A 25,129-nucleotide genomic window follows, 5' to 3' on the forward strand; every position below is an offset into this window, starting at 1 on the left:
CAATCTATTTCTCGAGCAATTTCTGTAGGGCGATCGCCCCATGCGGCGCATTCACCTTGCCCTCATGGATCATGAAGGCGAAGACGTCGCGCGGCTCGACCTTGACCGTGCGGCCTTTATCGATCAGCGGCAGATCGTCGGGTACCTTGCCTTCCGCCCAGGTCGCGAGCCGGTCCGCCCAGGCCTTCAAGTCCTTGTCGGGATAGCAGGTCGCAATATCGTCCGATCCCTTCTGCAGTCTGGCATAGACGAAATCGGCCGTGACGTCGGCGATCATCGGATATTCGAAATGTTCGGCGCAGACCGGTGCCACGCCGTATTTGGCAAGCAGGGCGACGAATTCCGGCACCTTGAAGGAATCGTGCCGGACCTCGACAACGTGGCGAAGCGAAAGCCCGTCCTGTTTTGCCGGCAGCAGCTTCAGGAAGGCCTCGAAATCTTCCGGATCGAACTTCTTCGTCGGCGCGAATTGCCAGAGCAGCGGCCCGAGATGATCGCCGAGCTCACCGATTCCAGATGACAGGAACCGCTCCATCGATTCCCCGGCCTCGGCGAGCACCCGCCGATTGGTGACGAACCGCGTCGCCTTCAGCGAAAAGATAAAACCGTCGGGCACGTCGGCTGCCCATTTGGCAAAGACGGCCGGCTTCTGGGTGCTGTAATAGGTGCCATTGACCTCGATGACCTTCAGCTGGCGGCTGGCATAATGCAGCTCGTCCTTCTGCTTGAGATCATCGGGAAAGAAATGCCCGCGCCAGGGCTCGAAGGTCCAGCCGCCGATGCCGGTGCGGATAATGCCGGATTTCGTCATGTCGTCCTCCCCTTTTGGCAGCCACTCAGGCCGCATAAATCTCTTTCGTCATGTCGACGAGGGACCATCCTGGCCGATACGGGTTCGGCCGGCGACCCGTTTCCTGAAATCCGAAGGCGCGATAAAGCGCTATATTCCGTTCCATCCGAGCATTGGTATAGAGCCGGATCTCTGGCAGTGCCCATTCCCGCGCCTTGCCCTCCAGCCATTCGAGCATCGCCAGCCCGTGGCCGGCACGCTGAAAGGCCGGCGAGACCGCGATGCTGAACAGCATGAGGTGATCCGAATGTCGCTCGACGACCGTGAGCCCTGCGATTTCGCCGCCGATATCGCGCAGCCACACCTCGCCGCGTTCGATCCGTGGCGTGTAGTCTTCCGTCACCGGGATCGGTGGCGAGCCGAAGAGTTCGGTATAGGGCAGATAGGCGGCTGCCGTCAGCGTCGTGATCGTTTGGAGATCGTCACGTGACGCCAGCCTCATCGTCATTCCGCCGCAGCCGCCCTCTTGGCCGGCCGCCGTTCCAGCAATTCCTTGAGGAAGTGTCCGGTATAGGAACGCTTCTCCTTGACGATTGCTTCGGGGGTGCCGGTTGCGACGATTTCGCCGCCGCCATCGCCGCCCTCGGGGCCGAAATCGAGCACCCAGTCGGCCGTCTTGATGACTTCGAGATTGTGCTCGATCACCACAACCGAATTGCCCTGATTGACCAGCTCGTGCAGCATTTCGAGCAGCTTGGCGACGTCGTGGAAATGCAGTCCGGTCGTTGGTTCGTCGAGAATATAGAGCGTACGCCCGGTCGAGCGCTTCGACAGCTCCTTGGCAAGCTTGACGCGCTGCGCCTCGCCGCCGGAAAGCGTGTTGGCCTGCTGGCCGACCTTGATATAACCGAGGCCGACATCCTTCAGCGATTGCAGCTTGTCACGCACCGCCGGCACTGCCGCGAAGAAATCGACGCCTTCCTCTACCGTCATGTCGAGCACGTCGGCGATCGACTTCTGCTTGAAGGTGACGTCGAGCGTCTCTCTGTTGTAGCGCTTGCCGTGGCAGACGTCGCAGGTGACGTAGACGTCGGGCAGGAAGTGCATCTCGATCTTGATGACGCCGTCGCCCTGGCAGGCTTCGCAGCGTCCGCCCTTGACGTTGAAGGAGAAGCGGCCCGGCTGATAGCCGCGCGCCTTGGCTTCCGGCAGGCCGGCGAACCAGTCGCGGATCGGCGTGAAGGCGCCGGTATAGGTCGCCGGGTTCGAGCGCGGCGTGCGGCCGATCGGCGACTGGTCGATGTCGATCACCTTGTCGATATGCTCGAAGCCGTCGATCCGGTCATGATCGGCGGGGATTTCGCGCGCACCCATGACGCGGCGCGCCGCCGATTTATACAGCGTCTCGATCAGGAAGGTGGACTTGCCGCCGCCGGAGACCCCGGTCACCGCTGTGAAGACGCCGAGCGGGATCGCGGCCGTGACATTCTTCAAATTGTTGCCGCGCGCGCCGACGACTTTGATCTCGCGGCCTTTCTTCGGCTTGCGGCGCTCGTCTGGAACCGGCACGCCGAGTTCGCCCGAGAGATATTTGCCGGTCAGCGACTTCGGGTTGTCCATGATATCCTGCGGCGTGCCATGGGCGATGACCTGGCCGCCATGGATGCCGGCCGCCGGGCCGATGTCGACGACGTCGTCAGCCGTCAGGATCGCATCCTCGTCATGCTCGACGACGATGACCGTATTGCCGATGTCACGCAGGTGCTTCAGCGTGTCGAGCAATCGGGCATTGTCGCGCTGATGCAGGCCGATCGACGGCTCGTCGAGCACGTAAAGCACGCCCGTCAAGCCCGAGCCGATCTGCGATGCGAGGCGAATGCGCTGGCTCTCTCCGCCCGACAGCGTGCCTGAGTTGCGCGACAGGCTGAGATATTCCAGGCCGACATCGTTGAGGAAGCGCAGCCGGTCGCGGATTTCCTTGAGGATGCGCACGGCGATCTCGTTCTGCTTGGCGTTGAAGCTGGCCGGCAGCGTCTCGAACCAGTCGCGGGCGATGCGGATCGACATCTCGGTGACTTCGCCGATATGCAGCCTGTTGATCTTCACGGCGAGCGCTTCGGGTTTCAGGCGATAGCCGTTGCAGGAAGGGCAGGGGGCGGCCGACATGAAACGCTCGATATCTTCGCGCGCCCAGGCGGAATCCGTCTCCTTCCAGCGGCGCTCGAGATTGGTGATGATGCCCTCGAAGTTCTTGTGGGTCGTATAGGAGCGCGCGCCGTCGGCGTAGTGGAATTCGATCTTGTCGTCGGTGCCGTTGAGAATGACGTTCTTGACCTCGTCGGAAAGATCGTTCCAGCGGGTGCCGAGCTTGAAGCCGTAATGTTTGCCGAGCGCTTCCAGCGTCTGGTTGTAGTAAGGCGAGGTCGACTTGGCCCAGGGCGCGATCGCCCCGTCGCGCAGTGTCCGCTCTGGCTCGGGCACGATCAGGTCGGGGTCGATCTTCTGCTGGGCGCCGAGGCCGTCGCAGGTCGGGCAGGCGCCGAAGGGATTGTTGAAGGAAAACAGCCGGGGTTCGATCTCCGGGATGGTGAAGCCCGAGACCGGGCAGGCGAACTTCTCCGAAAACAGCACGCGCTCATGCGTTTCGTTCAGTGACTTGTTGGCCGAGCCGCCGGCCGAGGTCTCTTCCGGCGGCAGCGGCTTGTCGGCGAATTCGGCGACTGCCAGCCCGTCCGCGAGCTTCAGGCAGGTCTCCAGGCTGTCGGCCAGGCGCGCCGAGACATCGGAGCGCACGACGATGCGGTCGACCACGACGTCGATGTCGTGCTTGTATTTCTTGTCGAGAACCGGCGCCTCGGCGATCTCGTAGAACTGGCCGTCCACCTTGACGCGCTGGAAGCCCTTCTTCATCAGCTCCGCCAGTTCCTTCTTGTATTCGCCCTTGCGCCCGCGCACGAGCGGGGCGAGAATATAAAGACGGGTGCCTTCGCCGAAAGCGAGGATGCGATCGACCATCTGGCTGACCGTCTGGCTTTCGATCGGCAGGCCCGTCGCCGGCGAATAGGGAACGCCGACACGGGCAAAGAGCAGGCGCATATAGTCATAGATCTCGGTGACGGTGCCGACCGTCGAGCGCGGGTTGCGCGAGGTGGTCTTCTGCTCGATCGAAATGGCCGGCGACAGCCCGTCGATCTGGTCGACATCGGGCTTCTGCATCATTTCGAGGAACTGCCGGGCATAGGCCGAAAGGCTCTCGACATAACGCCGCTGGCCCTCGGCGTAGATCGTGTCGAAGGCGAGCGAGGATTTGCCCGAGCCCGAAAGACCGGTCATGACGATCAGCTTGTTGCGCGGCAGATCGAGATCGATGCTCTTCAGATTGTGCTCGCGCGCGCCGCGGATGGAGATCGTCTTCAGTTCGCTCATCGTCTCTGCTTTGGTTTTCTGGATAACAGCCCTTATTTAGTGATGCCGGCGGGCGAGTCGAGGCTGAATATCCGGGAAGGTTCAAGGTTTTCGATTCTGTTGACAGGATCATACGGATAAACTAGAACAAATAAAGAACAAAATTCCTGATGAATGCATGCGGCTTTCTGATGGATAAACATGTGGATTAAATGCCGCCCATGCGCATCGGCGGTCCGTGATGGTTTAAGGTGCGCCGATCGATTGAAACGCCGCCGGGCAGGGCGGCAGGCAGGGTGAGAAGCATGGCTGGTAGCGTGAACAAGGTAATTCTGGTTGGAAACGTGGGTGCAGACCCCGAAATCCGCCGGACTCAGGATGGCCGGCCGATCGCCAATCTCCGTATTGCGACCTCGGAGACCTGGCGTGACCGCAATTCCGGCGAACGCCGGGAAAAGACCGAATGGCACACTGTCGTCGTCTTCAACGAAGGCCTCTGCAAGGTCGTCGAGCAATATGTGAAGAAGGGCGCCAAGCTCTATATCGAAGGTCAGCTGCAGACCCGCAAATGGCAGGATCAGCAGGGCCAGGACCGCTATTCGACGGAAGTGGTGCTGCAGGGCTTCAGCTCGACGCTGACCATGCTCGACGGCCGCGGCGACGGCGGCGGCGCGAGCTCCGGCTTCGGCGGCGGCCGCGGCAGTAGCGGTGGCGGCAACGATTACGGCGACGACTACGGCGCGCCTGCTCCCTCCTCATCGCCGAGCCGCGGCGGTGGCGGCAATTTCTCGCGGGATTTGGACGACGACATCCCGTTCTGATCGACCGTTCCTGGCTTTATGAATTATTTGAGAGCATGACGTCCATGACGGCGTCATGCTCTTTTCCTTGGTCTCGCGGTAGATGCCGCCGTTTCAATGCGGCGTCGCGCTGATCAGATTGAGTGCCGCCTTCGCGCCGTCGACGACGAATTGCACCGCCAGGGCGGCGAGGATGACGCCGAGCAGCCGCGTCAGGATCGCCCGGCCGGTGACGCCGAGGAAACGGTCGAGCCTTTCGGCGATCAGCAGCATCAGGAAGGTCAGCAGCAGATTGGCGGCGATGACGGCGATCAGCTGGGCTTTTTCAACCGAGGTCGGCAGCGTGCCGGCAAGTAGGATCGTCGCCGAGATCGCACCGGGACCGGCGATCAGGGGCAGGGCGAGGGGAAAGACCGCGATATTCTCGATGTGATCCTTGGTGACGGCGGCCTCGGAGGCCTTCTCCTTGCGCTCCTGCCGCCGCTCGAACACCATTTCGAAGGCGATCCAGAAGAGCAGCAGGCCGCCGGCGATGCGGAAGGCGCCGATCGAGATGCCGAGCACGCCGAGCACGCCGGCGCCGAACAAGGCGAAGACCGCGAGGATGATGAAGGCGATGGTCGAACCGCGTAGCGCCACCTGCGTGCGCTCGGCGCGGCTCATGCCCGTCGTCAGCCCGAGAAAGATCGGTGCGAGGCCTGGCGGATCGATGGTGACGAGAAGCGTCGTGAAGGCGTTGATCAATTGGTCGGCGCTTGCCATCGTCTCTCCGAAAGCCCATATGGGTGCGTGATTTTGTGCGATTGTGAAGCGGGGATTTGGATTTGGCAAATATGCTGCGGCGGCCCGCGGCGGATTTGTCCGGTCCGATCGCACAAGTCCCGTGCTTTACCCTTTTTCGGCCGCAAAAGCCTGTTCAAAACGCGCTCGGAAATTGGCGCGGGAACAGGCTTTCCGCTATAAATCTTCAAGTGATTCTAGAAGAGATCGTGATCTGTTTTGACTGAGCAAACACCCCCCGGCGGCGGGAAGCTCCCGCCAGGCATCGAGCCCATCTCCATCATGGAGGAAATGCAGCGGTCGTATCTCGATTACGCCATGAGCGTCATCGTCAGCCGCGCGCTGCCCGACGTGCGCGACGGCCTGAAGCCCGTGCACCGGCGCATCCTCTACGGCATGTCCGAGCTCGGCATCGACTGGAACAAGAAATACGTCAAATGCGCCCGCGTCACCGGTGACGTGATGGGTAAATACCATCCGCACGGCAATGCCGCGATCTATGATGCGCTCGCCCGCATGGCGCAGCCCTGGTCGCTGCGGCTGCCGCTGATCGACGGTCAGGGCAATTTCGGCTCCGTCGACGGCGATCCGCCGGCGGCCGAACGCTACACCGAATGCCGGCTCGAAAAGGCGGCCCATTCGCTGCTCGACGATCTCGATAAGGAAACCGTGGACTTCCGCGACAACTACGACGGCACGCTCTCCGAGCCGGTCGTGGTTCCCGCGAAATTCCCGAACCTGCTCGTCAACGGCGCCGGCGGCATCGCCGTCGGCATGGCAACCAATATTCCGCCGCACAATCTTTCCGAAGTGATCGACGGCTGCATTGCGCTGATCAACGATCCGGCGATCGAGTTGCCGGAGCTGATGCAGATCATTCCCGGCCCGGATTTCCCGACAGGCGCCAAAATCCTCGGTCGCGCCGGCATCCGCTCGGCTTACGAGACCGGCCGCGGCTCGGTCATCATGCGCGGCGTCGCAGCGATCGAGCCGATGCGCGGCGACCGCGAGCAGATCATCATCACCGAAATCCCCTATCAGGTGAACAAGGCGACGATGATCGAGAAGATGGCCGAACTGGTGCGCGAAAAGCGCATCGAGGGCATCTCCGACCTGCGCGACGAGTCCGACCGCCAGGGCTATCGCGTCGTCATCGAGCTGAAGCGCGACGCCAATGCCGAGGTTATCCTCAACCAGCTCTATCGTTATACGCCGTTGCAGACCTCTTTCGGCTGCAACATGGTGGCGCTGAACGGCGGCAAGCCGGAGCAGCTGACGCTGCTCGACATGCTGCGCGCCTTCGTCTCCTTCCGCGAAGAAGTCGTTAGCCGGAGAACGAAATTCCTGCTGCGCAAGGCGCGCGAGCGTGCCCATGTGTTGGTCGGCCTCGCGATTGCGGTGGCCAATATCGACGAAGTCATCCGCGTTATCCGCCAGGCGCCCGATCCGCAGTCGGCCCGCGAAGAGCTGATGACCCGCCGCTGGCCGGCGGCAGATGTCGAAAGCCTGATCCGTCTGATCGACGATCCGCGCCATCGCATCAACGACGACATGACGTACAACCTGTCGGAAGAGCAGGCCCGCGCCATTCTCGAACTGCGTCTTGCCCGCCTCACGGCCCTTGGCCGTGACGAAATCGGCGACGAACTCAACAAGATCGGCGAGGAAATCCGGGATTATCTCGATATTCTGTCCTCGCGTGTCCGCATCCAGACCATCGTCAAGGATGAGCTCACCGCCGTGCGCGACGAATTCGGCACACCGCGACGCACCGAGATCGTCGATGGCGGCCTCGAAATGGACGATGAGGATCTCATCGCCCGCGAGGACATGGTCGTCACCGTCTCGCATCTCGGTTATATCAAGCGGGTACCGCTGACCACCTACCGCGCCCAGCGCCGTGGCGGCAAGGGCCGCTCCGGCATGACCACCCGCGACGAGGATTTCGTTAGCCGGCTATTCGTGGTCAATACCCATACGCCGGTTCTGTTCTTCTCTTCGCGCGGCATCGTCTACAAGGAGAAGGTCTGGCGTCTGCCGATCGGCACACCGACCTCGCGCGGCAAGGCGCTGATCAACATGCTGCCGCTCGAACCCGGCGAGCGCATCACCACCATCCTGCCCTTGCCCGAGGACGAGGCGAGCTGGGATAATCTCGACGTCATGTTCTCGACGACGCGCGGCACGGTTCGCCGCAACAAGCTGTCGGATTTTGTCCAGGTCAACCGCAACGGCAAGATCGCCATGAAGCTCGAGGAGGAGGGCGATGAAATCCTCTCCGTCGAGACCTGTACGGAACGTGACGACGTGCTGCTGACGACCGCGCTCGGCCAGTGCATCCGCTTCTCCGTCGACGACGTTCGCGTCTTCGCCGGCCGCAACTCGATCGGCGTGCGCGGCATCAATCTCGGCGAGGGCGATCGCATCATCTCGATGACGATCGTCGGCCATGTCGATGCCGAGCCGTGGGAGCGCGCCGCCTATCTGAAGCGCTCTGCCGCCGAACGCCGCGCGACGGGCGTCGATGAAGAGGATATCGCTCTCGTCGGCGAGGAAGTCACCGAGGAGGGACAGCTCTCCGATGAGCGTTATGAAGAGCTGAAGGCACGCGAGCAGTTCGTGCTCACCGTCTCCGAGAAGGGCTTCGGCAAGCGCTCGTCGTCTTATGACTTCCGCATCTCCGGCCGCGGCGGCAAGGGCATCCGCGCCACCGACACGTCGAAAACCGGCGAAATCGGCGAATTGGTTGCTGCCTTCCCGGTCGATGACGGCGACCAGATCATGCTGGTCTCGGACGGCGGCCAGTTGATCCGCGTACCGGTCGGCGGCATCCGCATCGCCAGCCGCGCCACCAAGGGCGTCACTATCTTCTCGACGGCCAAGGACGAGAAGGTCGTTTCGGTCGAACGCATCAGCGAGCCGGAAGAGGACGAGACGGAGGAAGCCGTCGAGACCGCCGAAGGTGCTCCTGTTGCTGAGGAAGGTTCAGTCGGCGAAACGCCGGTTGCCGATGGCGATCCGGCCGGGCCTGCCGAGGAATGATCAAGTGAAAGGGCGGCTTCGGGCCGCCCTTTTCTTTTGGGCTTAGCCTGGCTTATCCCCAAGAAAAAAGCCGGACGCTGGGTGCATCCGGCTTTGAAGAACCCGAGGCGGCGGAAGGGTGCCGCTCTTGGGTGGGGAAGGGAGGAATGTCAGAATGCGCTATGTTTTTCGTTCAGCGCTTTCACCTCTGCGTCTTCGCGCCGGAGCGCTGAAATCGTCGAGGCCACAGACACGATGAACATCACGCTGATGAGGGCGGTGAGTACTGTCAAGATCGTGAACATAGGCATTCCTTTCCTGGGGAGTTGCGTTCTCGCCCCTCAGTACTGGCCCAGTACGGCCGTGCGGGCCGAAGCATAGGGACCATAAACCTTGGACGTATCGGCCTTCTGATCATAGAGAGCGACAGTTGCGGTCAGCATGCCCGTGACCATTACCATCCAGAGCACGTTAATCATCGTAATCTTGCCGGGCATCTTTAGTCCTTCCTGCCGCGCTAATCGCATCTATGGGTCGGTTGAGTGAACGCATCCGTTTGAAAATGGTTCCGTCGGATGTTGAGGGGGTGTTTAGCAATGGCGATCTGAAGCCTCCTTGAATGTCTCGTTCATCTGGCGTTCAGATTCGAGACCCGGTTTTGTTCGCGCAGCCGGCCCTGGGCGCGCACGATCGCTGCATGTTCGGCAAGCTCCGGCCGCACCCAGCTCACCTCGTAGCGATCGGCGAAAAAGCCATATGCCATTTCGGCGGCGAGAGAGAAAAGGACGGCAAGCGCAACAAGCACGATCAGCATGGACATGGTCTTTCGGGGAACGCAGGATGCCGGAATGGCATCGGCTGCCTTGATGATCCGAGTTAAGCAGCTTCTGTCTGAAACAGCCTTGAATGGCATGTTCATTCGCCGTTCAGCCGTGGGAAACGGCGGGGCAAATCACTTGCGGCAAGGCAGCATCCATGACAAAAGGCGTCAAACCAACGGCTGAGCCAGATGACGACAGCTTTTTATCCTGGGTCCTTCGACCCGATCACCAACGGACATGTGGATGTTCTGGTCCAGGCCCTGAACGTCGCCGAAAAGGTGATCGTCGCGATCGGCATCCATCCCGGCAAGGCACCGCTCTTTTCGTTCGACGAGAGAGCCGAGCTGATCCGCCTTTCCCTGGCGCAAGCGCTGCCCGGCAAGACCGGCGACATCACCGTCGTCGCCTTCGACAATCTGGTCGTCGATGCCGCCCGTGCCCATGGCGCAACGCTTTTGATCCGCGGCCTGCGCGACGGTACCGACCTCGATTACGAAATGCAGATGGCCGGCATGAACAGGGCGATGGCGCCCGACATCCAGACCATCTTTTTGCCAGCGGGCACGGCTTCGCGGCCCATTACCGCCACATTGGTCCGCCAAATCGCCGCCATGGGCGGCGATGTCAGCGCTTTCGTGCCGGCCGCCGTCTTGCAAGCCCTCACATCCAAGCGCCCGAACTAGCAAGTAAGAACTCTCGCAAGCGCAAAGACCAGGCGGAACCCGCCGCAACGGAGCCCATATGAAACTCTTTTATCTCGCATTTGCCGGCGTGCTGTATCTGGCCTCCTTCGCGGGGGATGCCTTCGCCCAGGCGGCCGACCACGATCTCACCATCCAGCTGAAGAACGGCTCTGTCGTCATCCAGTTGATGCCTGATGTCGCGCCGAAGCACGTTGCCCAGATCGAGGCGCTGGTCAAGAAGGGCGAATACGACAATGTCGCCTTCCACCGCGTCATCGAGGGCTTCATGGCCCAGACCGGCGACGTCAAATACGGCAACATGGAAAAGGGCTTTGATGCCAGCCTTGCCGGCACCGGCTCCTCCGATCTGCCCGATATTCCGGCTGAGTTCTCCAAGACCCCGTTCGTGCGGGGCACAGTCGGCATGGCCCGCTCGCAGGATCCGAATTCCGCCAATTCGCAGTTCTTCATCATGTTCGCCGACGGTTCCTTCCTGAACGGCCAGTATACCGTCGTCGGCAAGGTCGTTTCCGGCATGGAAAACGTCGACAAGATCAAGCGCGGCGAAGGCCAGAACGGCGAAGTCAAAAATCCCGACCGGATGATCAAGGTCACTCTGGGCAAGAAGTAAGTTACGAGACAAACAAGAGGAGAAGGCAATGGCCGAGATCAAGGATCCCGAAAACACCATCATTCTGGAAACCACCAAGGGCAAGGTTGTCATTCAGCTGCTGCCGCAGGTCGCCCCGGAGCACGTCGCCCGCATCAAGGAACTGGCCCGCGAGAAGGCCTATGACGGCGTCGTCTTCCATCGCGTCATTCAGGATTTCATGGCCCAGACGGGCGATGTCGAATATGGCAAGAAGGGTTCCGAAACCTTCAATCCCGGCCGCGCCGGCATGGGCGGCTCCTCCAAGCCGGACCTGAAGGCTGAATTCTCCGCGACCTCGCATGTTCGCGGCACCTGCTCGATGGCCCGTTCGCAGAACCCGAACTCGGCCAACTCGCAGTTCTTCATCTGCTTCACTGACGCGCCGTGGCTGAACAAGCAGTATTCCGTCTGGGGCCAGGTGATCGAAGGCATGGACAATGTCGACAAGATCAAGCGCGGCGAACCGGTTTCCGATCCGGACTCGATCGTCTCGATGCGGGTTGCCGCCGACGTCTGATTGTGATTTCTGCTGAAACCCGCCCTTGCGCGAAAGCGCGGGGCGGGTTTCGCTTTGCCTGAAAGTACCCCGATGCGCGTAGACCTTTTCGATTTCGACCTGCCGGATGAACGCATTGCGTTGCGGCCTGCCGAGCCGCGCGACAGCGCGCGCCTGCTCGTCGTCGATCCCAATGCGGAAAGCGCGCTCTCGGATCATCACGTCTGCGATCTGCCGTCGTTTCTGCGGGCCGGCGACGCGCTGGTCTTCAACGATACCAAGGTCATTCCCGCCCAGCTCGAAGGTATCCGTCATAGGGACGGCGCCGGCGGCCAGCAGATGTCGGCAACGCTGCATATGCGCATCGGCCCCAGCCGCTGGAAGGCCTTTGCCAAGCCCGGCAAACGCATCAAGGAGGGCGACCGCATAGCCTTTGGCCATTCCGGCGAAAGCTGCATGATCGGCTCGCTCGATGCGACGGTGGAGGAAAAGGGGGAAGCGGGCGAAGTGACACTCGCCTTCGATCTGTCCGGCCCGGCGCTCGACGAGGCGATCGCCGCCGTCGGCCATATTCCGCTGCCGCCCTATATCGCCGCCAAACGCCCGGAGGACGAGCGCGACCGCGCCGACTACCAGACGATTTATGCCCGCGAGGAAGGCGCTGTCGCCGCGCCGACCGCCGGTCTGCATTTCACGCCTGCGCTGTTCGAAGCGTTGGATAAGGCCGGCATTGAACGCCATTTCGTCACCCTGCATGTCGGTGCCGGCACCTTCCTGCCCGTCAAGGCCGAGGATACCGACGATCACAAGATGCATCTTGAAAGCGGCTATGTCAGCGGCGAAATCGCCGCCCGGCTTAATGCCGTCAAGGCAAGGGGCGGGCGTATCGTCTGCGTCGGCACGACCTCGCTGCGGCTGATCGAAAGTGCGGCGGGGGAAAACGGAGAGATCAAGCCTTGGGCCGGCGCCACCGGTATCTTCATTACGCCCGGCTACCGTTTCAAGGCGGTCGACATGCTGATGACCAATTTCCACCTGCCGCGCTCGACGCTGTTCATGCTGGTCTCGGCCTTTTCAGGCTTCGAAACTATGCACGCGGCCTATGAACACGCCATTTCGACGGGCTACCGCTTCTACTCCTACGGCGACGCGAGCCTTCTTTTCCGGAAAGACAGATGACCGAGAACTTCCAATTCACCCTTGACAAGACCGATGCCGGCGCCCGCCTCGGCGTAATCTCCATGCCGCGCGGCGAGATCCGTACGCCGGCCTTCATGCCGGTCGGCACGGTCGGCACCGTCAAGGCAATGTATCTCGATCAGGTGCGTGAGAGCGGCGCCGATATCATTCTCGGCAACACCTATCACCTGATGCTGCGCCCGACCGCCGAGCGCGTCGCCCGCCTCGGCGGCCTGCACAAGCTCATTCGCTGGGAACATCCGATCCTGACGGATTCCGGCGGCTTCCAGGTCATGTCGCTCTCCGGCCTGCGCAAACTCGACGAGCAGGGCGTCACCTTCAAGTCGCATGTCGACGGCAGCCTGCACCATATGTCGCCGGAGCGTTCCATCGAAATCCAGGGACTGCTCGGCTCCGATATCCAGATGCAGCTCGACGAATGCGTGGCGCTGCCGGCCGAGCCGAAGGAGATCGAGCGCGCCATGGAAATGTCGCTGCGCTGGGCCGAGCGCTGCCGGGTCGCCTTCGGCGAGCAGCCGGGCAAGGCGATGTTCGGCATCGTCCAGGGCGGCGATATCCCGGCGCTGCGCATCCGCTCGGCCGAGGCGCTGAGCCAGCTCGACCTCAAGGGCTATGCGGTCGGCGGCCTTGCCGTCGGCGAGCCGCAGGACGTCATGCTGCGGATGCTGGAAACGACGCTGCCCGTGCTTCCGGTGGAAAAGCCGCGCTACCTCATGGGCGTCGGCACGCCCGACGATATCCTGAAATCGGTCGCCCGCGGCATCGACATGTTCGACTGCGTCATGCCGACCCGGTCCGGCCGGCACGGCCTCGCCTTCACCCGCCGCGGCAAGGTCAATATCCGCAATGCCCGTCATGCCGAGGATATGCGTCCGCTCGACGAACAGTCGAACTGCCCGGCCTCGCGCGATTATTCCCGCGCCTATCTGCACCATCTCGTCCGCGCCAACGAGGCGCTCGGCGGCATGCTGCTCTCCTGGCACAATCTGGCCTATTACCAGGAACTGATGCAGGGCATTCGCAAGGCGATCGCCGAAGGCCGCTTCGCCGATTTCATGGCGGAGACGATGGCGGAATGGGCGAGGGGCGATCTCGACCCGGTGTAAGACTAGCTCGCTCCCGCGGGAACCTCAGATGCTGGTCTCGGCGCAACCATTATTTTGAGCTTTTTGCGCACTGGCTCGTCGAAGTGAATGGCGACGATGCCGGCCATGATGAAAATCGCGATCACGACGACCATACCGGCGCCCGGGGAGGCCGGGAGGTCAAAGCCCTTTTGCCGCAGTAGATGCAGCAACTCGAAGATGGGCGCGTGCAGGATATAAATCGGGTAGGAAACGATCCCCAGCCAGCGGAATGCCAGCTCGACAACGCCGGTCTGCCTCGTGCGCATTGCGACCCAGACAATGGCCGGGAAAATCGTCAGGCATATTAAAAGATCAAAATAGGGAAAGCCGTAGAATGCGCTCGCGGGTATATTCGTGATCACAATCAGGCAGCCACAAAGGAGAATGCCGATGGTGTTGCCTCTATTGGCCGCATTCGGCGTCCGAAGCTCGTATAACCTGTGAAGGCAGATCCCGAGCGAGAACGAGAACAAAATTCTCGAGAAGCCAAATCCGAAGTAGCCCGCCTGATGGCCAATGTCGAAATTGCCTCCAAGGGCTCCGTACAAGGTGATACCCGCTGCTCCGAGGGCGATGGCGAGCAAGATTCTGGACGATAGTCGTACCAGAAGAACGGAAAACAGCACTCCAGCCCAGAGTTCGAAGAAGAGCGACCAACTCGGCCCGTTTAACGGAAAGGCGCCGCCCGTGCCTGCGTTTGGAATGAACAGGATCGCCCTCAGCAGAAGGCCGGCGAGGGTAAGGTAATCGAAGCCGAATTGAATTGCATAGCTGACAAGGCCGACAGGAAGAGAAAGCAGATAAACAGGATAAAGCCGAATGATACGTTGCAGCAAAAATCCAGCAGGCGAAATCTGTCCCGTTGCCAGTTGCCTTTTGTATGAATTAGCAAGAACGACGCCGCTCAAAAGAAAGAAGAGGTCCACGGCGAGATAGCTGATATTGACCGGTATCGGACCGAGCGTGCCGCCAGTATGCAGGAACATGACCATGATGGCCGCGATTCCCCGCAACGCTTCAAGAGCCGTGAAAAATCGCTTGCCAGTATTCAACCTGCCAATCCCCCGCTGGCGGTTTTTTACTCCAGCACGATTTCAAAATAGTTAGTGCAACGAATCAAAGTGCTGCAGTGTTGATCCAGCCAAGAACAGGGCGTCAGATGCCGTTGCTGTTAGCATCCGGCATGATCGGCACACCGCTCATCCGGAACTGACGCAGGATCCGCAAGGCGATCGCTGAAAACCGCTTCGTCCTCCACCTTGGTGCGCTCGGTCAATCAGCGGGTGGGGGTGCAACTTCCGACATCGGCCGGTTTGACGCGGCCAGCCTGAAGATCGCTCCATTGCGGTATGTACGGATCAGGGCCACCGATCGATGCCTCAAACGCGGCACGGTCCAGCTTGACCAGCCGTCCGCTTGAAAGGATGCTCACCATCTCCTTCTTGCTCACATAGGCCAGGCTGGCATCCAGCCGGCAGAAGAACTGCTTGCTGCCGTTCGAGACGACCCAGCCGTAGCCGCCGGCCTTTCCTTTGGTGAGTTTACCGATGGCGTAGTCCTGCTGTGCGAGCTTAGAAAAGGATTCCGCCTGCGCCGCACCTGGCACGGTGGAAAGGCCGATGATGAGCGTTGCGAGCGACCGCGTGAAGGAAATAGGCATTGAGGTTCACCCCTGGCAGAAAAACATCAGTTCTCTAGGTGCTGGGGATGCAGAGCACAACTTTAATCTGAAAAAATATACTCAATCATCTAGATGCCTTTGCTGTCCGCATCCGGCATGATCTGCACACCGTTGATCCCGTAGCTGCCATCCGGCTGGCGGGTCATCTGGTAGATCGCCGTCCAGTCCTTGCCGTCGCGGCCTGATATCAGCACCTCGTGGTAGATCAGCGCGCCGTTGTCGATCGAGCGGCTGCGGCCGAAGGCGTAGTTGCCGGGGTGATAGACCGGCTCGTAGCTCTTCTTGACCATGGAGAAGAACAGGTTCTTGTCGGGATACATTGCCTTGATACCGGGCGCGGCGAAGGAATAGGCGGTCTCGGCATCGTCCTTGAGGAAGGCTTTGATCTGGTCCTCGATCATCGTCCGCGTCGTGTCGATCGGATCTTCGGCGCGGGCCGAGACGGTGGAGAGGAGGGACGCGGCACACAGAATGACAACTGCGAAGAAGGCGCGCATGGGTTGATCTCCAGCTCTATCGGGGAATGCTCCCCGATGGAGTGGAAGTGTAGGCCATTTCCGGCGCAAGGAAAGCGGACTTTACGACCAGCGCCGGAAGAGGGCGCTGGCATTCACCCCGCCAAAACCGAAACCGTTGGTGATGGCATAGTCCATCGCCAGCGTCCGCGCCGTCTTGCCGAGGATATCGATGCCGTCGGCATCAGGATCGGCTTCATCGAGGTTGCGGGTTGGTGGCGCGATCTGGTCGCGCAGCGCCAGGATGGTGAAGATCGCCTCCAGCCCGCCGGCGGCCCCGAGCAGATGGCCGGTCGCCGATTTCGTCGCGCTGACGGCGATGGCGCCATCGCGGCCGAAGACGGTGCCGATCGCTGCGATCTCGCCTTTGTCACCGACCGGTGTCGAAGTTGCGTGCGCATTCAGGTGTTTGACCTCGGAAGCGGGGATCTTCGCCTGCCTGAGCGCGGCCTCCATTGCCCGGCGGGCGCCGTCGCCGTCTTCGGGGCCTGCGGTCATGTGGTAGGCATCCGCCGCCGTGCCGTAGCCGACAAGTTCGGCAAGTGGCGTCGCCCCGCGGGCAAGCGCATGCTCCAGCGTTTCGATCACCAGGATGCCGGCGCCTTCGCCCATGACGAAACCGTCGCGCGCCGTGTCGAAGGGGCGCGAGGCCAGCTCGGGCGTCTCGTTGAAGCCGGTGGAAAGGGCACGCGCAGCGGCAAAGCCGCCAAGGCTCACCTTGTCGATGCAGGCCTCAGCGCCGCCGCAGATCGCCACATCCGCCTCGCCGGAGCGGATCAGCCGTGCCGCATCGCCGATCGCCTGGACGCTGGCCGCACACGCCGTCACCGGCGCGCCGAGCGGCCCCTTGAAGCCGTAGCGGATGCTGACCTGGCCGGCCGCGAGATTGACGAGGAAGGAGGGCACGGTGAAGGGCGACAGTCGCCGCACGCCGCGCGCCTCACCGATCCGCACTGCTTCAGCAATGGCCGGAAAGCCGCCGACGCCCGAGGCGATGATCGTTGCCGTGCGTTCGCGTTTTCCTTCGTCGGTCGGCATCCAGCCGGCCTGCTTCACCGCTTCTTCCGTCGCCGCCATGGCGAAATGGATGAAGCGGTCCATCTTCTTCTGATCCTTGGGTGTGATGTAGCGGTCGGGGTCGAAGCCGGCCTCGACATCTTCGGTGATGCCGGGAACGACACCGCCGACCTTGGCCGAGAGTTCGCCGACGACATCCTCGGGCAGTACCCTCAGACCCGAGGCGCCGCCGACAAGGCGTTTCCAGGCGGGCTCGACGCCAGTGCCGAGTGGCGAGACAAGTCCCATGCCGGTGACAACGATGCGGTCCATTTTATTGTCCTTTCTATGCGTCGATGCCGAGATACCAGGCGCGCATGCGGGAGATCCGCGCACGCACCTCGTCATCGGCTGCAGGGCCTGCAAGCAGGCTGGTGTTTTCGGGTGTCACTTGTTCACCGGTCTGCGCGTCGACCAGCATGGTCTCGCGCGCTCTGCCGGAGGCGGCATCGCTGAGAAGAAAGGCGAGATCCTCTTCCGGAATGTGGCGGCTTCCCCAGGAAAACAGCGCCATCAGCACCGGAAAGAAATCGCGGCCCTTCTCCGTCAGCAGATATTCGTAGCGGGCAGGGCGCTGCTGGTAGAGCCGTCGTTCGAACAGCCCCTGATCCGTCAGGTGTTTGAGCCGCCGCGTCAGGATGTTTGGCGCCACGCCGAGGCTTTTCTGGAATTCATCGAAGCGCGACAGCCCCTGGAAGGCATCGCGCAGGATCAGAATGCTCCACCAGTCGCCGACGCTGTCGAGCGCGCGCGCCGCCGGGCATTTGAACTCACTGAAGCTAGTCCGTTGCATGATGATAGTCACTATAGCAGTGACTATCATCATGCAAGTTACCTTGCGATGGAGGCTGACTGCCGTCAGCGAGGGGCGCGCTTTTTGCGACCGCGGACTTCAAATTCGACGAGCAGCGACTTGAGTTCGATCTCGCGAACGCGTCGTGCCGCTTCATCGGGGCTGACCCATTCGAGAATACGCTGTCCTTGCTCCTTGAAGCCATCGCTGACCTCGATGACTTCGACTTGAAACAAGTCGACGATGCAGGGGGCTATGTCGCCATCGTCGAGCTCTTTCAGATAGGTGTAGCGGCCGATCGGCTTCTTCCATACCGCTCCGCGCACACCTGCTTCCTCCCAGGCTTCGATCGCCGCTGCTTCAAACGGCTTCTTCCCCTTCATCGGCCACCCTTTCGGAATGACCCAACGCGCACTCTCGCGCGATGTTATCACCAGGATTTCGATCCCCGGTCTGTCATCGGCGTAGCGGAAGCAAATCGCGCCGTACTGTTGGCGGAATGCACCCGAAAACAGCTTGGCAGGAACGGCGGCGAGCTGCCGCAGCAATGGCTGAGACTTGTCTGGTCGAGGCTTGCTGCGTTTTTTCGGAGTCTTCATGGCAATTGGGGATTGTTGAATTTGCTGATTCTTCACCCGCCTGAGCGTGTTCATGGCAGATTATGACAATCAGTTGTAGGCGCAACCATCCGCCGTTGTCAGCCGTGCGCTCGCCGCCACGTAAGCCTGCTCTATAGTGCGGTTCTATTGCCGTCGCGCAGATTGTGAATCGCCAACAATTCCGGATATGCGGAAACATTGCTGGCCAGGACGGGATGCCCCTTGAACAAATCTTCGCCCTCGGTCGGGAAGGGCAGATACTGGCCTCCAGCTTCTTTCACCAGGCAATAACCCGCCAAGCAGTCCCAAGCCCGCATGTGAGGCTCATAATAGCCGACGAGACGCCCTGCAGCCACATAGGCAAGCATCAGCGCTCCGGAGCCGTTGCGAATGAACGTGCCGCCGCTGGCGAGCAACGCCGTTATGATGGAGCCGACAACCTCCGGAGCGACGTGCGTATTGCAGCCAATACCGGTCATGGCGTTCTGTATCGTGCGGGAGGGATCGAGCAAAAGCATCTCGCCATTCAAGCTCGCGCCAAGGCCAAGGGCTGCGGCATAAAGCTCGTTCGCGCAAGGCGCTTGGATCACGCCGACGACCGGGACGCCCTGGTAGAGGACAGCGACAGAAACGCACCAAGTGGGCATGCCATTGACGAAGGGCGCCGTGCCGTCGATTGGATCGACAACCCAGGTGTAGCCGGAACGTCCCGCTTGATGGCCGAACTCCTCGCCGAGGAAACCGTCCTCGGGAATTGCTGCCGCAACCCGCTCACGGAGGAAGGTCTCGACGTTCCGATCCGCGATCGACACGACATCCTGAAGATCGCGCTTGGTCTCGATCACAAGAGTCTCGCGCTTATTGAAATAGTCGAACGCCAAAGCACCAGCCTCCGCAGCAAGGGATTTGGCCAGGGTGAAGCGCCGCTCCAGATCAGTGTCATGCATCGTCATATTGCTATCCTTTATTCGCATTCCAAATGTCTCAGGCCCAAATGTTTCAGGCCCAGATGTTTCAGGCCCAAATGTTTCAGGCATTGATCAGCGCAATGCCACGGTTCTCGAACCCGAGTGTGACATCGCTCGCAGGCGGCAGGTTTCTTTCGACGGCATGGTCGATGATGAAGAGCGTTCCGACATCGGTTTCGATCTCATATTCGACATGTCCGCCGAGATAGGCACTATGGAGTACGCGTCCCGGCAGCCCCCGCTGGCCGGCTGCCGCTATGGTAATCGATCCGGGCCTGACGGCGAGTTTTGCCATGCCGGGCTTTGCGCTGCGGCTTGGCAAACGATGGTCCACGCCGGCCACGCGGATAAGCGCCTCCGTCCCTTCGACGGCGATCACCTCGCAAGGGATGACATTGGCCTCGCCCATGAAATCGGCGATGAAGGACGATGCCGGCGCTTCATAGAGCTCGCGCGGCGTCCCGGACTGGGCGATCTCGCCATCCTTCATGACGATGATGCGGTCGGACACCGCCAGAGCCTCATCCTGGTCATGGGTGACATAAACGGCGGTGAAGCAGAGCCGTTGCTGCAGTTCGCGGATCTCCGTGCGCACCCGGCGGCGCAGGCGTGCATCGAGGTTGGAGAGCGGTTCGTCGAGCAGCAGCACCTGCGGCTCGAGCACAAGCGCGCGGGCAACCGCGACGCGTTGCTGCTGGCCGCCGGAAAGCTCGGCCGGCAGGCGATGGCCCATGCCCGCAAGGCCGACGAGCTTCAATCCTTCCTCGGCCTTTTCCCGCGCTTCCTTCTTGCCGAGGCCCGACGACTGCAGACCGTAAGCGACATTTTCCAGCGACGTCATATGCGGAAACAGGGCATAGGACTGAAACACCATCGACACGTCGCGCTCATTGGCGGGCAGCATGGTAACGTCGGCGCCGCCGATCAGAATACGTCCGGATGTCAGATGCTCGAGCCCGGCCAGCATGCGCAGCGTGGTGGTTTTGCCGCAGCCGGATGGGCCGAGCAAGGTCACCAGCGTGCCCGGCTCGATGGAGAGGGAAAGGTCCGGAATGGCCGTGAATGCACCGAAAGACTTGCGGACATTCTGGAAGGTGACGGAACCGGGTTTGACGGTGATCATGCGGTTTTCTCCTGACCGAGAGGAACAGAGGGAGCTGAGCTGGTGCCGGCGACGCGATTTTCGCGGCGTAGGCGGCGCTCGCCGACGACGAGCTGGAAGCCGGCGATGACAATGCTCATCACCACGATCAGCATGGATGAATAGGCGATCGCCACGCCGTACTCGCCATTCTCGACGAGGCCGACGATATAGGACGTGGCCATGTTGTATTCCGCGCTGACGAGGAAGATGACGGCGCTGATCGAGGTTATGGCGCGAACGAAAGAGTAGACCAGGGCAGCGGTGATGGCTGGCCGCAGCAGCGGCAGGATCACCTTGCGGATCGTGCGGAAACTGTCCGCACGCAAAGTCAGCGACGCCTCGTCCAGGCTCTTGTCGAGCTGGCTCATCGCCGCGATCCCGCCGCGTACGCCGACCGGCATGTTGCGGAAGACGAAGCAGAGGATGAGGATCAGCGCCGAGCCGGTCATCTCGATCGGAGGCAGGTTGAAAGCCATGATGTAGCTGACGCCGATGACCGTTCCGGGGATGGCGAAGCTCATCATCAGCGCGAATTCGAAGACGTTCCGCCCGACGAATTTCTGCCGTACGATGATATAGGCCGTGAGCAGGCCCACCGCAGCGGTCAGGGGCGCGGAGACGAGCGCGATTTCCATCGTCGTCCAGAAGGAGTTCCACGCCACGCCGGTCCACGCAATTGCGCCGTTGTCGAAACCGATCGAGAAGGCGCGAGCGTAATGGTCGAGCGTCAGCGAGTTGTCGAGGCCCCAGGTTTTCACGAAGCCGCCGATCAGGATCATTCCATAAACGACGACGGTGAAAATCATCCACGGAACGACCACCGCATGCACGGCAATGGAAAGGCCGCGCGGTAATGCGATATGAGCGCCGCTGTCGCCCTTGCCGGTGACCGTGGCAAAGCTCTTGCCCGATAGCCAGAGACGCTGAGTGAGGAATGCCGAGAGCGTGAAGCAGAGGAGCACGATGGCAAGAACGGCCGCGCGCGACGGATCGTTCTGCGATCCGACGACGGCAAAGAAGATTTCCGTCGAAAGTACGCCATGCGTGCCGCCGAGCACGAGCGGATTGCCGAAATCGGCCATGCTCTCGATGAACCCGATCAGGAAGGCGTTGGCGAGACCCGGCTTCATCAGCGGCAGGGAGACGCGCCAGAACGTGCGCCAGCGACCGGCACGCAGGGTCTGCGATGCCTCCTCCATCGAGGGGCTGACGCCTTCGACGACGCCGATAAGAACGAGGAAGGCGATCGGCGTAAAGGAGAGCACCTGGGCGATCCAGATGCCGGTGAGCCCATAGAGCCAGCGGCCTGGCTCGATACCCAACAGGCTGGACAAGGCCTCGGTGATAACGCCGGCGCGGCCGAACAGCAGCGTCAGCGCCAGGCCGATGACGAAGGGCGGCGTGATGATCGGCAGCACCGTCAGCAGGCGCAATCCCTTTTTGAAAGGAAAACGCGTGCGCGTCGCCACCAGCGCAAAGCCGAGGCCGAGCAGGGTCGAGCCGGAAGCTGTCATGACGGCGAGAAGGAGTGTGCGCCAGGCAACACCGCAACGTTCTTCGCCCGCTATGCAGCCCAGGCTCCAAATGCCGGGGTCCTGAATGTTGCGTATAAGGCCATCCGGATTGAAGGAGCCATCGAAGTCCTGCACCGAAGCGATGAACATGCTGCCGATAGGGTAGAAAACGAAGACGGTGACCAGAAACGCGAGAATGCAAATCGAGCCGACGATGAAGGCATCCCCCTTCATCACCCCGCGTTCGGCCAGTCCGAACGCAAAGAGGAGAACGAAGACAAGCGCCAAGAGGACCGCGCCGGCACCCATCGACGGCTGTCCCTCGGATAATATGCCGAATAGGTTTTCACTGATTGCCCAGGTCCAGCCGGAAAAGCCGATCGCCAATCCCTGCAGAGACAGGAAGACGAGGCCGACGGCGCCGAGCGAGGCGAGCAAGCTTCCGCGCCGCATCGGATCGCGCACCAGGCGCGCCAAACAGCCGAGCAAAAACAGCAGGACCACGCCGGCAAGCCAGGTTCGTCCATGCTGCAGGATTTGCAGCAGCCCGGGCGCCGTATCGGCGGAGAACGGGAAGGCAGACAGCCACTTGAATCCGAAGAAGCCGCCCTCGATGCGATACCACGGGACCAGGATCAGGGCAGCCGCCCCCAGGCCAAGGACGATGTCCAATCGGCGATTGCCACGTCTCATGGCATACCTCGCTTATTTCACGTTGATGAAATGGGAGAATGGAGCGGCACCCCGGATCCGTCCGGGATGCCGCGCCACTTATCGATCTTCAGTTGGCAATGGCGCCGACTTCCCGGTCCCAGCGCTCCAGCAGGGCCTTGCGCTTTGCCGGATCGCCATAGGTCTTGAAGTCGTAGTCGATCAGCTTGATGTCCTCGAACTTCGGCGCCTCCTTCGGCACCTCCGCCGATTTGTTCGACGGCAGCTGGAACGACTTGGCATCCTTCATGCGCGATTGCACTTCGGGCCGCAGCGCCCAGTCGTACCAGACCTTGGCGTTGTCGAGATTGCGGGCGCCTTTGATGATCGACATGGAGCCGATTTCATAGCCGGTGCCCTCGCATGGCGCGACCGATTTGACCGGAAAGCCTTCGGCGGTCTGGGCGACGGCGTCATGCATGAAGACGATACCGAGGGCGGTTTCGCCCCGCGCCGCCGCCTTGACCGGAGCCGATCCGGACTTGGTGTATTGCGAGACATTGGCGTTCAGTTTTTTCAGATAGTCGATGGCCTGGTCTTCACCCATGATCTGCACCAGCGAAGCGAGAGCCGTATAGGCAGTGCCCGAGGAGTTCGGATTGGCGATCTGGATTTCGCCCTTCAATTCCGGCGCCAGGAGATCGGCCCAGCAGCGGGGCTCCTTGTAACCCTTGGTCTTGAAGATCTCGGTGTTGTAACCCCAGCCGAGCGCACCGGCGTAGACGCCGACCGTCTTGAAGCCGGTGCTCTCCGCCTGCTTCTTTGCCCAATCCTGCAACTGGTCGAGCATCGGCGACTTGTATTCCAGCGTCAGGTTTTCCGATGCTGCCTGGACATGCGGATCCCCCGTGCCGGCCCACCAGATGTCGGTCTTCGGGTTGCGAGCCTCGGCGCGTATCTTGGCATAGGTCTCGCCCGACGACAGACGCACCATATTGACCTTGATGTCGTGAGCCTTTTCGAAGTCGCCCTGCATCTGCTCGCAGATGACGACATCGGCCGAGCAGATGAGGTTAAGCTCGCCGACGGCCTGGACCGAACCGGCAGCCAGCGCCGTTCCGGCAAAGAGAAGCGTGGAAAGAACTGTCAGTCGCATGGGTATCCTCCTGTTGCTTGCGTCTGAGAGGGTGTTGGGTCAGCGGCACAAGCGCTGCCCGTCGCGGCGCGTCGATCGCACCGTGTTGTCGAGTTCGGATGAAAGTCGGATACCGGCCTATTGGGTCGGGGAGATCTCGGTGTCGAAGCGGGTCAACAGCCGACTTCGCTCATCCGACAAGCCGAATGTTGCAAAGTCATAATCCACCATCTTGATCATGGTGATGTCGGGCGCAGCCGGCGGCAGAGCCGCTTTGGCGTTCGACGGAACCTGGTTCTGGCCGGCCGCAGCGCCTGTCGCCTGGCCTTCGGGACTAAGCGTGAAATCGACGAATGCCTGGGCGGCCCTGGCATTGCGGCTACCCTTGACGATGCTGACCGCACCGATTTCGTAGCCCGTTCCTTCACAGGGAGCGACGATGACCAGCGGCGCGCCCGCTTCCTTCAGGGTTACCGCGTCATGCATGAACGAGATGCCGATCAGGATTTCACCGCGGGCCGCAGCCTTTACCGGCGCCGAGCCGGACCTGGTATACTCGACGATGTTGCGGTTGAGCGCGGCCATGTAACGGAACGCCTCCTCTTCGCCGAGGAGCTGCACGAGTGTGGCCAGCATTGTGAAAGCGGTTCCGGAGGAATTCGGATTGCCGGACTGGATATGGCCGCGATAGGCCTCTTTCGTCAGGTCCTGCCAGCAGGTCGGGGCCGGAAGCTTCAGCGCTGCGAGCAGGTCGGAATTGTAGGCGAAACCCAAAGCCCCCGCATATATGGCGGCCGAACGGGAGCCGGACATAGCAAAGAAGTTCTGCGCCCAAGGCAGCATATCGTGTTCATGGTCGGGCTGGTATCGATCGAGCAGATCCTCTGAGGCAGCCTGTAGATGGGCATCACCGGTTCCACCCCACCAGACATCCACTGTCGGATGTGATTTTTCGGCCCGGATCTGATCGAGTATGTCACCGGTGCTCTTGCGAACCATCGAAATATCGATACCCGCGCGGGCTTCGAACGCTTTTTCCATGGCCATGCACCAGGCTTCGTCGACGCCGCACAGGACGTTCAATCGCGCCTCGCTCATGCCTTGGCTTGCGCCGCACAGCCAGAAAGCCATGCCCGCAGCAAAAGCGGTCAATATCCTCACGCAAGCCTCCCTTGGAACCTCCCGTTCCAATATCCACAGCCAGCATGTCAGATCTTCGCGTCACCGCAATCGAAGAATGGTTACCGATTTTTCATCGCCGGGCGGAGCGACGTTACATTCATTACAAATGTGACAAA

At 61.3% G+C, this 25,129-nt stretch carries 26 protein-coding genes; 8 read left to right on the forward strand and 18 right to left on the reverse strand.

The annotated features are described in order from the left end of the window. Nucleotides 1-4 precede the first annotated feature (4 nt). The 3 genes from CO655_RS25190 to uvrA are packed head-to-tail and all read right to left on the reverse strand — an operon-like array spanning nt 5 to nt 4,216. Entirely contained in the window at nt 5-811 is an 807-nt protein-coding gene (locus CO655_RS25190) for a DUF72 domain-containing protein (protein WP_097607989.1), read from the reverse strand. 25 nt (nt 812-836) lie between these two features. Beyond that, nucleotides 837-1,298 carry a GNAT family N-acetyltransferase gene (locus CO655_RS25195; protein WP_097607988.1) on the reverse strand — a complete coding sequence of 154 codons (462 nt, stop codon included), beginning with the start codon at nt 1,296-1,298 and terminating at the stop codon, nt 837-839. Continuing rightward, the gene (gene uvrA, locus CO655_RS25200; RefSeq protein ID WP_097667258.1) at nt 1,295-4,216 is read right to left on the reverse strand and encodes an excinuclease ABC subunit UvrA; all 2,922 of its coding nucleotides are present in this window, start codon (nt 4,214-4,216) and stop codon (nt 1,295-1,297) included. The genes CO655_RS25195 and uvrA overlap by 4 nt, the downstream gene beginning before the upstream one ends. A gap of 284 nt (nt 4,217-4,500) precedes the next feature. On the opposite strand from uvrA, the gene CO655_RS25205 reads away from it, so the two are divergent. Further along, a complete protein-coding gene (locus tag CO655_RS25205; RefSeq protein ID WP_097607986.1) occupies nt 4,501-5,016 on the forward strand; it encodes a single-stranded DNA-binding protein in 516 nt (171 codons plus the stop codon). A gap of 93 nt (nt 5,017-5,109) precedes the next feature. Here CO655_RS25205 and CO655_RS25210 read toward each other — a convergent pair whose 3' ends face one another. After that, nucleotides 5,110-5,757: a MarC family protein gene (locus CO655_RS25210; protein ID WP_097607985.1), complete on the reverse strand. Its 648-nt coding sequence runs from the start codon at nt 5,755-5,757 to the stop codon at nt 5,110-5,112. Between the two features lie 237 nt (nt 5,758-5,994). Between CO655_RS25210 and gyrA the strand changes: the two genes are divergently transcribed. After that, entirely contained in the window at nt 5,995-8,817 is a 2,823-nt protein-coding gene (gyrA, locus tag CO655_RS25215; RefSeq protein ID WP_097667259.1) for a DNA gyrase subunit A, read from the forward strand. Nucleotides 8,818-8,966: 149 nt separating this feature from the next. Here the strand turns inward: gyrA and CO655_RS34690 are convergent, their stop codons facing one another. The 3 genes from CO655_RS34690 to CO655_RS25220 all read right to left on the reverse strand — a co-directional run bounded on the left by CO655_RS34690 (nt 8,967) and on the right by CO655_RS25220 (nt 9,715). Next, nucleotides 8,967-9,101, reverse strand: coding sequence for a hypothetical protein (locus CO655_RS34690; RefSeq protein WP_010032175.1), 135 nt, complete (start codon nt 9,099-9,101; stop codon nt 8,967-8,969). Nucleotides 9,102-9,137: 36 nt separating this feature from the next. Next, a complete protein-coding gene (locus tag CO655_RS33950; protein WP_003573160.1) occupies nt 9,138-9,293 on the reverse strand; it encodes a hypothetical protein in 156 nt (51 codons plus the stop codon). A 131-nt stretch (nt 9,294-9,424) separates the two neighbouring features. Continuing rightward, nucleotides 9,425-9,715, reverse strand: a complete 291-nt coding sequence (locus CO655_RS25220) for a hypothetical protein (RefSeq protein ID WP_097667260.1) — start codon at nt 9,713-9,715, stop codon at nt 9,425-9,427. On the opposite strand from CO655_RS25220, the gene CO655_RS33955 reads away from it, so the two are divergent. From CO655_RS33955 to tgt, 6 genes are all read left to right on the forward strand, one after another. Further along, the gene (locus tag CO655_RS33955; protein WP_176539299.1) at nt 9,645-9,800 is read left to right on the forward strand and encodes a hypothetical protein; all 156 of its coding nucleotides are present in this window, start codon (nt 9,645-9,647) and stop codon (nt 9,798-9,800) included. The genes CO655_RS25220 and CO655_RS33955 overlap by 71 nt on opposite strands. A 5-nt stretch (nt 9,801-9,805) precedes the next feature. Then, nucleotides 9,806-10,300, forward strand: coding sequence for a pantetheine-phosphate adenylyltransferase (coaD, locus tag CO655_RS25225; RefSeq protein ID WP_097667261.1), 495 nt, complete (start codon nt 9,806-9,808; stop codon nt 10,298-10,300). Between the two features lie 58 nt (nt 10,301-10,358). Beyond that, on the forward strand, nt 10,359-10,931 hold the full coding sequence (locus CO655_RS25230; protein ID WP_097667262.1) for a peptidylprolyl isomerase: 573 nt from the start codon (nt 10,359-10,361) through the stop codon (nt 10,929-10,931). Between the two features lie 28 nt (nt 10,932-10,959). Then, nucleotides 10,960-11,469 (forward strand): peptidylprolyl isomerase, encoded by a 510-nt coding sequence (locus CO655_RS25235; RefSeq protein WP_010029525.1) that lies wholly within the window; start codon nt 10,960-10,962, stop codon nt 11,467-11,469. 72 nt (nt 11,470-11,541) lie between these two features. Continuing rightward, complete coding sequence (gene queA / locus CO655_RS25240; protein ID WP_097667263.1) at nt 11,542-12,627, forward strand: tRNA preQ1(34) S-adenosylmethionine ribosyltransferase-isomerase QueA; 1,086 nt, start codon at nt 11,542-11,544, stop codon at nt 12,625-12,627. Continuing rightward, nucleotides 12,624-13,754, forward strand: coding sequence for a tRNA guanosine(34) transglycosylase Tgt (gene tgt / locus CO655_RS25245; RefSeq protein WP_097607981.1), 1,131 nt, complete (start codon nt 12,624-12,626; stop codon nt 13,752-13,754). The genes queA and tgt overlap by 4 nt, the downstream gene beginning before the upstream one ends. 2 nt (nt 13,755-13,756) lie before the next feature. Here tgt and CO655_RS25250 read toward each other — a convergent pair whose 3' ends face one another. The 11 genes from CO655_RS25250 to CO655_RS25300 form a co-directional block, all read right to left on the reverse strand. Further along, nucleotides 13,757-14,827, reverse strand: coding sequence for an acyltransferase (locus CO655_RS25250; protein WP_097667264.1), 1,071 nt, complete (start codon nt 14,825-14,827; stop codon nt 13,757-13,759). 224 nt (nt 14,828-15,051) lie between these two features. Continuing rightward, nucleotides 15,052-15,435 carry a hypothetical protein gene (locus CO655_RS25255; protein ID WP_010029078.1) on the reverse strand — a complete coding sequence of 128 codons (384 nt, stop codon included), beginning with the start codon at nt 15,433-15,435 and terminating at the stop codon, nt 15,052-15,054. An 89-nt stretch (nt 15,436-15,524) separates the two neighbouring features. After that, on the reverse strand, nt 15,525-15,953 hold the full coding sequence (locus CO655_RS25260; RefSeq protein WP_097607979.1) for a DUF4864 domain-containing protein: 429 nt from the start codon (nt 15,951-15,953) through the stop codon (nt 15,525-15,527). 81 nt (nt 15,954-16,034) lie between these two features. Continuing rightward, entirely contained in the window at nt 16,035-17,300 is a 1,266-nt protein-coding gene (fabF, locus tag CO655_RS25265; protein ID WP_097667265.1) for a beta-ketoacyl-ACP synthase II, read from the reverse strand. Nucleotides 17,301-17,313: 13 nt separating this feature from the next. Next, entirely contained in the window at nt 17,314-17,820 is a 507-nt protein-coding gene (locus tag CO655_RS25270) for a helix-turn-helix domain-containing protein (RefSeq protein WP_097607978.1), read from the reverse strand. Nucleotides 17,821-17,885: 65 nt separating this feature from the next. Then, nucleotides 17,886-18,419 (reverse strand): NUDIX hydrolase, encoded by a 534-nt coding sequence (locus CO655_RS25275; protein ID WP_097607977.1) that lies wholly within the window; start codon nt 18,417-18,419, stop codon nt 17,886-17,888. Between the two features lie 131 nt (nt 18,420-18,550). Continuing rightward, entirely contained in the window at nt 18,551-19,372 is an 822-nt protein-coding gene (locus tag CO655_RS25280; RefSeq protein ID WP_097667266.1) for an inositol monophosphatase family protein, read from the reverse strand. Nucleotides 19,373-19,448: 76 nt separating this feature from the next. Continuing rightward, nucleotides 19,449-20,510, reverse strand: a complete 1,062-nt coding sequence (locus CO655_RS25285; RefSeq protein WP_097667267.1) for an ABC transporter ATP-binding protein — start codon at nt 20,508-20,510, stop codon at nt 19,449-19,451. Then, nucleotides 20,507-22,738 (reverse strand): iron ABC transporter permease, encoded by a 2,232-nt coding sequence (locus CO655_RS25290; protein ID WP_097607975.1) that lies wholly within the window; start codon nt 22,736-22,738, stop codon nt 20,507-20,509. The genes CO655_RS25285 and CO655_RS25290 overlap by 4 nt, the downstream gene beginning before the upstream one ends. A gap of 88 nt (nt 22,739-22,826) precedes the next feature. Continuing rightward, a complete protein-coding gene (locus CO655_RS25295; protein ID WP_097607974.1) occupies nt 22,827-23,852 on the reverse strand; it encodes an ABC transporter substrate-binding protein in 1,026 nt (341 codons plus the stop codon). A gap of 117 nt (nt 23,853-23,969) precedes the next feature. Next, complete coding sequence (locus CO655_RS25300) at nt 23,970-24,962, reverse strand: ABC transporter substrate-binding protein (protein ID WP_097607973.1); 993 nt, start codon at nt 24,960-24,962, stop codon at nt 23,970-23,972. Between the last annotated feature and the right edge of the window lie 167 nt (nt 24,963-25,129).

The organism is Rhizobium sp. M1 (assembly GCF_002531805.1).
In the GTDB taxonomy this organism is placed as follows: domain Bacteria; phylum Pseudomonadota; class Alphaproteobacteria; order Rhizobiales; family Rhizobiaceae; genus Rhizobium; species Rhizobium etli_C.